8 protein-coding genes are annotated in these 11,242 nt (G+C 39.8%); 7 read left to right on the forward strand and 1 reads right to left on the reverse strand.

Features of this window, described 5'->3' with window-relative positions:
• Positions 1-128: 128 nt before the first annotated feature.
• Positions 129-515 (forward strand): VOC family protein, encoded by a 387-nt coding sequence (locus OQ289_RS10495; protein ID WP_270090692.1) that lies wholly within the window; start codon positions 129-131, stop codon positions 513-515.
• A 31-nt stretch (positions 516-546) separates the two neighbouring features.
• On the opposite strand, the gene OQ289_RS10500 is transcribed toward OQ289_RS10495, so the two are convergent.
• The gene (locus OQ289_RS10500; RefSeq protein WP_270090693.1) at positions 547-1,893 is read right to left on the reverse strand and encodes a sensor histidine kinase; all 1,347 of its coding nucleotides are present in this window, start codon (positions 1,891-1,893) and stop codon (positions 547-549) included.
• Positions 1,894-2,595: 702 nt separating this feature from the next.
• On the opposite strand from OQ289_RS10500, the gene OQ289_RS10505 reads away from it, so the two are divergent.
• The 6 genes from OQ289_RS10505 (at position 2,596) to OQ289_RS10530 (ending at position 11,216) form a co-directional block, all read left to right on the forward strand.
• Complete coding sequence (locus tag OQ289_RS10505) at positions 2,596-3,003, forward strand: hypothetical protein (protein ID WP_033565872.1); 408 nt, start codon at positions 2,596-2,598, stop codon at positions 3,001-3,003.
• 100 nt (positions 3,004-3,103) lie between these two features.
• Positions 3,104-3,649, forward strand: a complete 546-nt coding sequence (locus tag OQ289_RS10510) for a hypothetical protein (RefSeq protein WP_270090695.1) — start codon at positions 3,104-3,106, stop codon at positions 3,647-3,649.
• Positions 3,650-3,974: 325 nt separating this feature from the next.
• Positions 3,975-6,281, forward strand: coding sequence for a WG repeat-containing protein (locus OQ289_RS10515; protein ID WP_270090696.1), 2,307 nt, complete (start codon positions 3,975-3,977; stop codon positions 6,279-6,281).
• Positions 6,282-6,346: 65 nt separating this feature from the next.
• Positions 6,347-8,845 carry a WG repeat-containing protein gene (locus OQ289_RS10520; protein WP_270090697.1) on the forward strand — a complete coding sequence of 833 codons (2,499 nt, stop codon included), beginning with the start codon at positions 6,347-6,349 and terminating at the stop codon, positions 8,843-8,845.
• A 63-nt stretch (positions 8,846-8,908) separates the two neighbouring features.
• Positions 8,909-9,583: an NAD-dependent epimerase/dehydratase family protein gene (locus OQ289_RS10525; protein ID WP_270090698.1), complete on the forward strand. Its 675-nt coding sequence runs from the start codon at positions 8,909-8,911 to the stop codon at positions 9,581-9,583.
• A 49-nt stretch (positions 9,584-9,632) separates the two neighbouring features.
• A complete protein-coding gene (locus OQ289_RS10530; protein WP_270090699.1) occupies positions 9,633-11,216 on the forward strand; it encodes a Na+/H+ antiporter in 1,584 nt (527 codons plus the stop codon).
• Positions 11,217-11,242: the final 26 nt, after the last annotated feature.

Below are 11,242 nucleotides of genomic sequence, written 5' to 3' on the forward strand. Positions count from 1 at the left end.
CGTTATTTGTAGCCTAACATAACCTTTTACGCGACATTTTGTTATATTCCTTAATATGGACTTGCCTTATGACAAGTCCAATGAAAATTAAAAGCGGTAATTTTAGGTAATTATAAAAGAATGGTGTTATGAATCCAAAAATGATATGGGCCAATTTGGCTGTAGACGATTTAGAGCGCACGCAACAGTTTTACTCCGAATTAGGATTTAGAATCAATGGAAGCTCAAAAGAGTTGACAAGTGTTTTTTTCGGCGACAACAGCTTTGTCATCAACTTCTTTGTTAAAGATGTATTGCGCGAGGCGATGAAAGGCGAATTAGCCGATACAAATGTTGGTGGCGAAGTTATATTTACACTCTCCGCCGAAAGTAAAGACGATGTAGACCGTTGGGCCGAAGAAGTAGAGCGGGTAGGAGGTACAGTAGTATCCCGTCCGGAAGAATTTGGTAAGGGATATTACGGATTTGTTTTCTCCGATCCCCATGGCCACAGGTTTAATGTTTTTTTTATGTAGTGTGGGGCGTTTATGCCTACCTTATTCGCTGTCAATGTGAGGCTACTTTTTTGGCCTCCATTCCTAACTTATTTATATGAGACAAGGTTTCGGAATATAGGATTAGGGGATTTTGTGTTGGTAGGCCCACTGAAAATACAGATCCTTCATTAGGAATGCTTTTGATATCGACCTCTCCATTGTTTCGCTCGATCAGGTCTCTGCATAGGACAAGCCCCAATCCTGCTCCAGGTTCATCTCCAGTACCCAGGGATTTGTGCTGGACGATGTTAAATAATAAAGCCGATTGGGATGCATTTATACCAACTCCTTCATCTTTGATATGGATAAAGGTCAATTCTTTATTTACCGATGTGTAGATGCTGATTTGTCCCTTGGTGTAGCTGAATTTGATTGCATTGCTGATGAAATTGCGTAAAATTACAATAACATGGTCTTTGTTGGCGAAGACCGCGGTTTCGTCGTTTATGTTAAGATGAATGGTTAATTGCTTTAGTCGTATTTGTTCATCGAATAACCTGATAATGTCGTCAAGGATGGGTTTGACTATAACGGTTTCAGATCTATGTTCTATTCCCCTTAGATTGCTGCTTCCCCATTGCAACAAGTCGTCTAACGTTTGATTTTGTTGGATAATTTGTTGGTGCAAATGTTGGATGAATTCGGGAGCAGCAGCACCGTGTAGTAGTTGCTCCTTAAGCGCGCACACCATTCCTTCTAAACTCGCAAACGGACTTTTGATATCATGGGCGATGATAGAAAATACTTTTTCCTTTTCCTGATTGATCGACTGCAATTTGAGACGTTGTTGTTCAATTTTTCTCATATTGTTGTAGATGATCTGTTTAAAGAAGTTGACCACCACAAGGATGAAGGCAAGGGCACTGACTATATTATATACAGCACGGGACCTGGGTACAGACTTTTCGAAAAACACGATAATGGGTGATGTATATATAATGACTATGGCTAAGATAACTGCCGTTCCAAAGACCACATGGACACGTCGACTATCATATAGAAGCATGGAGACGATTAAGATACATAAAAGAAAATATTCTCCTCCATTACGATATAGCAAGGCGCCAGCAAAGAAAAAAAGATAGTTGCTGGCCAATAACATTACCTTGGCGAAATTAAGTTTGCCATAGTATTGGAATAAGAGTACGGAAAGGGAGCTAATTGTGCTGAAGAGATTGATCGTCGATAGGAGGTAGCGATGTTCAATAAAATTGACGGTCGCAAAATAAATCGTTGGAAATATGCATATCAAAGCAATCAGATTGACCATATGAACCCGCTTCGATTCGATATAGGACATCCCCGAATATGTACCAGTATCCATTAGGACTTTCCAATATTTTCGGAAACTTTTCATAGGCAGATTATTCCATTTGCTAAAGTACACATAAATACGGTAAATCAAATAGTTACATGAGAATTAGCCTTGTAGGTGTCTTTATTAATTCGTTTGTAGACTACGATTCATTGTTCATCGAGATAGATTGACGTAGAGCAGCGTCCATGTAAATTGATACTTGTATAATTACTTTAAGATTGGCATTGAACAGGATGTACAGCACATTAAATCGGCAAAAATCTGACGGCTCGGCTCGATTAAACTATCTTTTTAGCTCCTTTGAAGACCACTTTTTGGATAGTTTTCCTTGTATCTGGTAACTACCCGTGGAGTAGTTGTGTATGCACTTGAAAAGAAAAAGTAGGACTTGCTAATTAATTTAACGCTCGACTGCTGCTAACCGTTTAAGTTTTGAGTCGATGTCTATGTTTTCATTTTCAATTCATTGCATGGTTAACTACCCGTAGGGTAGGGGTGTTTACTGTGTGGAATTAAGGCTAATTAACCCAAAAATCGCTCCTGATTGTTTCGAGTGGTGGCTTCTGTGTGGTCGTTCAATCTAAGGGTTTGAAAATCAAGAATTCATTCTCTTTGCCTACTCTGGGAGTAGTGACTACCTAGCCGACAACTACCCGTCCATTGTTTGACAAAATGGATAGGGTCATTCTATCTTTGCGGCGTAATAATTTATTCAAACAAAATTTTAAGTATTTAGTAATTATGAAAATTATCAAGGGTGTTTTGGTTGCATTGGTCTTAGTTAGTCTATTCGGCTCATGTAAAGGTAAGAAGTTGGTAGAAACGGGTATCAATACTCAAACTACTAGGATTGATGGTAAGTTGAAAAGGTCGGAATATACCATTTTGAGTGGTAATACTGCCTATACTGTAGAGAACAAAAAAGAATATAAAAAATATACACTAGATCAACTCAAGAACGTAGCGGTCATGATGGCCGAGAAAGCTGCTATTGAAAAGGGAGCAGACGGTATATTGAATCCGACCTATACTGTTGATCAAAAGGGAAAGAAATATACGGTAACTGCCCGTGTAAAGGCTTATAAAATCAAATCAGATGATGAATATATCGATATGGACAGTCAGCTGAAATCCAACGATAATAACTAAGCAACCGTGCGAAAATCATTGATTTTTTAGCATATTAATGTTTTGAAGGGGGTGTCTCAAAAATATACTGATGTCATCCCCTTAATAGTTTACCAAGCTTATGAAAGTTATTCAATTTAGATATCTTTTGATGCTACTTTTCATTCTTTTTGGGAAGAAAGCCGAATGTCAGCTCATCAGTTTAGATGATTTGTTATCTATGCGCACTACATCATTGCCCGATCTGCAGATTATGATGTTAGAAAAAGACTACTATTTACTGCAAATAGATCGAAATACGTCAAAGAGAGTAGATTCTGTAGTATTCATAAAACGCGACGAAGATTATTCCCTTACTTTTAATATAAAAAAGAAAAGCGAAGACAACAGCATCACTTTAGCCCACTATAATGATGCAAGCTTTCTTAATTTCAGTAAGGAATTAAAAAATGACAAGTATAGGCTTCTTCATACTGAACTGGTCCCACCCAAGGGCATATACAGTTATTATCTTTGTAAAGACAAAGGCATTGTACTGTTAACATCTGTTAACCATGAAAAGCAAGGAGACATCTCCAGTCTCAATAGACATAGGCAACAATATCGTTTTTCCATTCTTTCGGCAAGGGAATCTCAACAGATTTTGAGGAAATACCGTTCAAAATAAATTTGTCTTCTACGTATTGTTAGTATTGGTTTCGTGGACCGATTTTCAGCTTACAGGAAAATTGATTGCTGTCTAACGTTATCGAAAAATCTATTTGTTACTAGGATGTTTTTGATTTGAACCGCTAATTTGTCAGCTACTGTAATGGTCTGAAACCATATCTCCGAATTTAATAGGTGCATAAATGCAGCGTTGAATAATCTCGAGTATTGTCGACTAGCGATTGGTCAATTATGGGCTGATTGAGAAAGAAAAAACTAGCTGGTTTCAGGGGGAGATTTTTCCGACGAAAATGAAGATATTTGAAACAACAAATACCTTGCTAATGAAATATCTTTTTATTTTCACTCTCTTATTACAGCCATTCTTAGTAGCAGCACAAGCAGTAGAAGTTGTGGAGTCGATAGCCTTTGGCGATTATCTCTCGCCTTTGGTAAAAGTAAAGAAAGATAGTAAAGCCTTCTATTATGATTTAAACGGGAACCATTGGATAGATGATGTCGAGGACCACGCAGCAAATCTATTTGTAGTGGTGAAGGATGGGCATTACGGTGTTTTAAAGGATAACGGCGACCTAGTCGTGCCTTTTGAGTATGACGAAATAAATCTTGCGACGAAGTATGAGGGACAATGGCATGAGGGAAAACAATATGATTATATATACATAGTCTTAAAAAAAGATGGTAAAGCAGGGGTTGCCGATCAGAATGGAAAAATAGTCGTACCTATACAGTTTCAGGATGCTCAAGTGGTTAATAAAAACATTGTTGGTGTCGCTGAAAATAATGTATGGGGATGGGCTACTGTCAAGGATGGTAAAGTGCTACAACAGCCTATGTATGATTATGTGACAAATTTTTTGTCCGATGAATTCGTAGAGATGCGTACTCCGGATAAAAGTGGATTGGCCAGAATTGACGGAAAAATGATCATACCAGTTGAGTACGATGATTATCTGCGGTACGTGATTGGGGGCAAACAGACCTATATAGAGGGGTCCAAGGGAAAACAACGTTTTCTAATGGATACCACAGGGAAAGTTCTACTCTCCGGACATGCGGACTACAAAGCTATTGTTGATTCGGAATGCTTGATTTTTAAGCAAGACGAACGATATGGTGTCATCAATCCAATTACACAAAAAGTGATGGTCGCCAATGAGTTTGAGGCCCTACCGTCGTGGATCAGAGGTCTTGGGATTGCAAAGAAAGCAGGTAAATACGGAGTGATTGATATGCATGGAAAAATCCTGTTGGGCTTGGACCACGAGGAAGTCCGGTTCCTAACCGCGAGTGGCCAACCTAAATATGATGGTATTCCTGTAATAGCTCTTACTCCACCTGATCAAGGTAGGGCAGTACCTGAGGAAGTGAAGAAAAGAATGGCTTATGAAGCGCAGATAGAGCAGTCGCCTTATCTTATCGAGGTCGTTAAAAATGGACAAAAAGGAATCTACAGCTGGACCGGAAAAACTATAGTGCCAATGGGGAAGTATAATAATGTACAGTTGCATTATTATAATGGGAAGACATTCTTCTTAGTAGAGTCCAATCAAAAAATGGGAATTGTGGACCAAAATGGAAGTGAAATACTTTCTCCTCAATATAGTCGTAACGATACGTACCAATATTCCAAATCAGCGATTGAGAGTCGGCTCGATTTAGTCAATCGCTTTATCGTATTTTCTGACGGGAAAGAGCAAGGTCACTATGCACAGCGTATAGGCTTGTTTGATTTGGACACAAGGAAGGTGTTGATTATGCCACACGAGCAAGATATTAGGATGCTAAATGACCGATTCATTGTTGCCAAGAAGTTGATTAAGGATTATGAGTATGAATTTGTCTTATACGATTTGGAGCGTGGCGGCAATCGTGTATTTCCTCCTGCTACCGTAGATGTACGCTTATTGAGCAATCGTTTTTTTTTACTAGAGGCCAAAGACAAATCTTTGCAAATTACAGATGTAGACGGTAGGCAGATGTATGCCAACGCATCGTGGACATCGGAGGGGAGTTATGAATTGATTCGCTTTCCAGCGTATAAGGATAGCGTTAAGGGTGACTTCTATCATGGGATAAAAAAAATATACAGCAACGAGGGAAATCTCTTTATCGATACATTAGGCAAAGAAAGACGATTTGACAAAGTTGAACAAGTCGACGATTTCTATGATGGATATGCTTTGGCAGCCAAGAAAATAGAGGATCAGGAGAGCCATTCGGGATTTAAATACAAAAGGGGAATGATTGGTTTGGATGGACGTATCGTCGTCCCATTTGAGTATAACGAAGTCTATACCAGTGGAAAGGATTCCGAATTATTGATTTTCCTGAAGGAAGGGGCGCAAATGATGGTCCGCCGGAATGGCGTCACTGTACTTGGTCCTGGGTATAGTGATATCGAATCCAGTAGTAACTATGCCAACTTTACTTTTACGAAGAATGGTAAATATGGTTTGGCAGACTGGTCTGGTAACATCTTGGTGCAACCGCTGTACGATGATATTCGACGGAACTACGATGATATCGAAAAAACATGGCCGCTTTTGGTGAAGGAAGGGGAATGGTATTATTTTGTGAATAAAGAGGGCCGTAAGTACCCGATAAAAGCAAAGCAGAAGCATTACTAGCCTTAATTAAATCCTTTGGTCTCGTCAGGTTTTACGGATGGTAGAACGGTCAAAAAAAATGAAAAATGAAACGATTTATAGTTTATTTCTTGGTCACATTTGTTATTGCATCAAGCGCTCAAGCGCAATTCGATATCCCTTCTAATGGCAGTGAGGGTGTGCGCATGGCTCCCTTTAGAAATGGTTTTGCCAAAATAACCGATAATGGTCACGTGTATTTTATCGACACAAGTGGGGATAAAATCGAGCTTTTAGAAACTTCATCGGTTGGTTTCAACGATGCTTATGCGGTGCAAGACTATGAACGAGAAATGGCGACTTACCCAAATTTATTTCCAAAAACGGCGCTAAAATATCGAAAGGGCGATAAAGTGGGGGTCATCTCTCCCAGGGGGGATGTGCTACTCCATCCTGAGTATGACGATGTAGATACCCAATTTCGTCAGTTTTGGAAAGTAACGCGTGATGGAAAAATAAGCTTAGTATTTCCTGATAAGACATTTTTGCCTTTTTTTGAAGATATTGGATACTTAGATGGCCAATATTTCGATGTGAAGCAAGATGGAAAGTGGAATCTCTTTAGCAAGTCGCAAAATAGGATAGTCACCAGTGGTGGTTACGAGGCATTTGATTATTGTGGTGGCTGTGGCAGTGGTTCACCTTATCTCTATGCACAAAAGGGAGGGAAATGGGGCGTGATAGACTGGAATGAAAAAATACTTGTGCCATTCGAATATGAACATACTCACCATAGCATGCGAAGCGATAATTGGGTCCGTTCGTTTTCAAAGGAAGGGCAACCCCTGATTGTACATATCCCTACGAAAAAGGAGTTTAGGGATGCCGAAGTGTTGATGGGGCTGTTGGTCATCAAAAAAGATAATCTTTACGGAGCATATGGACAGGACGGAGAGCCTAGGGTCCCATTCGAATTTGAAAAGATTGAATTACCCAATGAGAATTCATTCCTGGGCTATAGCGGCGAGTACCTCATCACGACAAAACAACGCAAAAAGGGCGTCATTGACCTATTGGGGAAAGAAATCTTACCGCCCTTATATGATGATGTGAAGATTTACGACGACTATTTGGTCGTTAAGCGACAGCATAACACGTATCTGTTGAACAAGGAGGGAAAGATTCTCTTTGAAATCGAGAACGGAGAGATCGTACATGCAAATGAATATTTTTATTCATCAGGTAGTAAAGGTATGTCTATTTTTAAAATCAAAAAAAGAGCATTCTATGGGTTGTATTTTGCAGAGACAGGTGTTTATGTGGCTCCAGAATACTACGATATCCAATTTTTCGATTTCAAAGACGAAGATAGTCAGCAGAAATATCTACTCGCCGAAAAAAATAAGTTATCCAGTTTGTTCGATACAACGGGACGCTTGCTATTGGAGAATTTAGAAGGAGTTTCGGGATTTTACAACGGCCCAGAAAATCTAGTACAATATGTCAAAAATGGACAAGCGGGAGTGTATGATTTACAATCTAAAAAAGAGTTGATTCCGGCTATGTATGATCGCTTCGAGATTTGGAAATGTGGAGATAGAAGCTTTCTAAAAGCAAATTTACGGATGCCAGAAAGTGAAGCTAGTGATGATTTTGATACGCAAAGGAGTCATTTGTATGATTTGAAAGGTAAAAAAGTGCTGGAGGCTGATATAGCTCGGTTGGATACGATAGATACAAAGCGGTGTTTGATTAAGGTTGTCGAGCAGAATAAGAGCAAATACGTATTGTTAGATATGGATAATATGCGGTTTGAAACTTTAAAATATAAGGCTGTATATCGGATCAACTCTACCAAAGTCGTGTTGGTGTCAAATGATGACAAAGTGGGTAAACTGTACGACATGGCCGCTAATAAAGAGTTGAAAGGTACCTACGGTTTAGATTTTGTAACCCAGGGCTATCTGCCTCAGAATCCAGGACGTGAATTGGTGATTCTGCCGTTTAAAGGGGACATGGCTTTAATATATAATGAAAAGGGATACGGATACATTAATGAAGCAGGTAAGGTAATCGTTCCACCGACCTATTTATGGGCATTTGATTTTGTAGGAGAAGGCGCCATGGTCTGCCAATCAGAAGGCGAGGATGGCTATTCGCATAATTTCAAAATGGGCTTTATTGATAAAAAAGGGGATGTAATATTTCCCTTAGAATACGACTTGATTAATTCAGGATTGAATCATTATGAATCCTATTTTCTTGGTAATTCTGTCGTGTTGAGTAAAATCGATCAGTATCGTTATCAATATGGTTTAGGAGACCTCCGTACCGGGAAGGAATTGCTTCCTGTTACGTACACGCAAATAAGATCCATTCAGAACGGAAACTATCTATTGCTCCAAAAGGACAATAAGTTTGGTATCGCAGATTTGAAGGGTAAGATAATTGTGTCGGTTGATTTTGACGAGATATTATTCGATGCGCCCTCATATTTCGATTCCAATATGGAAGCTACAGGAGATATTTTTCCACTATTGGTATACCGTGATGGCGTTTGGAAATATATTCAAAAAAATGGTGTCTTTCTTTCAATAGTAGAGTGAAACTAACTATTACAACTTAACCATATTATTACTATTTTTAGTGTATATAAATGGAGTAAGTCTATGATATCCAATCTCAAAGTAATCATCACCGGCGCTACTGGAATGGTAGGTGAAGGGGTATTGCAAGAATGCATTGTCAATCCTAAAATCGAAAAGATTCTGCTGATTAATCGTAAGGAGAGCAATTACGTGCACCCTAAAATAGAACAAATTATCATCAACAATTTTAGTGATATTTCGGCTATTGCTGAGCAGTTTGTAGGTTACGATGCATGCTACTTCTGCCTAGGAGTATCTGTGATAGGGATGAGTGAGGAAGAGTATACAAAAGTTACCTATCACCTGACGTTGGATTTTGCTAGGCAATTGGCGGCAATCAATCCGCAGATGACCTTCTGCTATGTATCCGGTAGTGGGACCGACAGCAGCGAAACGGGAACGAAGATGTGGGCGCGAGTGAAAGGCAAGACTGAAAATGATTTGATGAGCTTGCCCTTAAATGTCTATAATTTCCGACCTGCTTTTATGAATCCCACCCCCGGCGCTAAAAATGTGAAAGGATTTTATAAAGCCATAGGCATTTTGTTTCCGTTGTTCAGATTTTTTAGCAAAACTTATTTTCTAACGCTGGAGGAGGTGGCGAAGGCCATGATTGAGGTAACCTCCTCTGGATATGAAAAACATATTTTGGAAGTACAGGATATCGCCCTACTTTCCAAGGTGTCTAGTGACTAAACTAACGATAGTTAAGGTGAATAGTTGACTACAAAAACTCCGTATCACGATGATTGAACACTTTGTTTTTTACTTGGCATTGGTCTTGGTTATTATCATAGCCATCATGTTAGCCAACAAATTGAGGGTTGCTTACCCTATTTTATTGGTAATTGCTGGTTTGCTAATCAGTTTTATTCCGGGCATTCCCGCTATAAAAATAGAGCCGGAGCTCATTTTTATTATTTTTTTACCTCCACTGCTTTACGAAGCTGCTTTTGCTGTTTCATGGAAGGAGATGTGGAAATTAAGACGTATCATCACCAGTTTTGCCTTCATCGTGGTATTCCTGACGGCGATATCGGTGGCATTAATTGCCAACGCCTATATTCCAGGATTTTCACTTGCTCTCGGTTTTGTGTTGGGAGGTATTGTATCCCCTCCTGATGCTGTTAGTGCAGGGGCTATCTTAAAATTTGTAAAAGTGCCCAAAAACGTTTCGACGCTTTTAGAAGGTGAGAGTCTCTTTAATGATGCATCTTCTCTTATCATCCTTCGTTTTGCAATGGTAGCGGTTGGTACTGGCCAATTTCTATGGCAAGATGCGACCCTTATTTTTAGCTGGATGCTGATTGGCGGTGTGGGGATAGGACTGCTAATCGCATTTGTTTTTTTGAAAATCCATAAAGTATTTCCGACCGACGTCAATATGGATACTATACTTAGTCTTGTTGCCCCCTATATCATGTATATAGCTGCTGAAGAAGTACATGCCTCTGGAGTATTGGCTGTGGTCAGCGGTGGTCTGTTCCTTTCGGTTAGACGATATGAATTTTTGAAAACCTCCGAATCTCGCTTACGTGGCGCCAATGTATGGGAGAGCTTTGCCTTCTTGATTAATGGTATCGTATTCCTTTTGATTGGTTTGGATCTTCCAGAAATCATGGAGGGGCTCAATCATGAAGGCATAGCCTTCTCTGAAGCGATAGGGTATGGACTATTGATTACTGTCGTACTCGTCATCGTGAGGTTTATTGCGGCATATGGAGCGGTGATAGTGACGCTGGTGATGCGCAACTTTATCAAGGTGGCAGATCCCAATCCGGGGCTAAAAGCCCCCTTGTTATTTGGATGGACGGGGATGCGCGGAGTCGTCTCTTTAGCGGCTGCATTATCCATTCCAGTCACCATGGACAATGGCGAATTGTTTCCACATCGCGATTTGATCCTGTTCATCACCTTTGTTGTAATTTTGACCACATTGATCGTGCAGGGATTGACCTTACCTGCATTGATTGGAAGACTCCAGCTTTCTGAAGGAAAGAGCGATTATCTTTCTGAGGAAGCGGCAGAGGCATTATTATGGAAGGGCATGCGCCATGCGGCCTTTACTTACCTGAACGAACAGCATAAAGACAAAAAGGTCGAAAATGAATATTTCAGAAAGTTAATGGATCGTTGGGAAGAAGAGGATAAGGATGACGCCGTTCACAAATTATCTTCAGAAGCCAAGGAAATATATTTGGAGACCTTAGAGCGACAGCGTATATGGCTCCGGGAAGAAAATAGAATTAATCCGAAACTAGACGAGGAGATTGTGAGAGGATATTTGTTGAAACTAGATTTGGAAGAGGAGCGATTGCGCATAGGATAAGGTTTTCGCTCTCTCCGCGATAGGAC

This window comes from Sphingobacterium sp. SYP-B4668, assembly GCF_027627455.1.
Classification (GTDB): Bacteria; Bacteroidota; Bacteroidia; order Sphingobacteriales; family Sphingobacteriaceae; genus Sphingobacterium.

What these genes read in the sequence shown, in the direction of transcription:
- OQ289_RS10495 (WP_270090692.1), top strand. Translation starts at nt 129, where the DNA reads ATGAATCCAAAAATGATATGGGCCAATTTGGCTGTAGACGATTTAGAG.
- OQ289_RS10500 (WP_270090693.1), bottom strand. Translation starts at nt 1,893, where the DNA reads ATGAAAAGTTTCCGAAAATATTGGAAAGTCCTAATGGATACTGGTACA.
- OQ289_RS10505 (WP_033565872.1), top strand. Translation starts at nt 2,596, where the DNA reads ATGAAAATTATCAAGGGTGTTTTGGTTGCATTGGTCTTAGTTAGTCTA.
- OQ289_RS10510 (WP_270090695.1), top strand. Translation starts at nt 3,104, where the DNA reads ATGAAAGTTATTCAATTTAGATATCTTTTGATGCTACTTTTCATTCTT.
- OQ289_RS10515 (WP_270090696.1), top strand. Translation starts at nt 3,975, where the DNA reads ATGAAATATCTTTTTATTTTCACTCTCTTATTACAGCCATTCTTAGTA.
- OQ289_RS10520 (WP_270090697.1), top strand. Translation starts at nt 6,347, where the DNA reads ATGAAACGATTTATAGTTTATTTCTTGGTCACATTTGTTATTGCATCA.
- OQ289_RS10525 (WP_270090698.1), top strand. Translation starts at nt 8,909, where the DNA reads ATGATATCCAATCTCAAAGTAATCATCACCGGCGCTACTGGAATGGTA.
- OQ289_RS10530 (WP_270090699.1), top strand. Translation starts at nt 9,633, where the DNA reads ATGATTGAACACTTTGTTTTTTACTTGGCATTGGTCTTGGTTATTATC.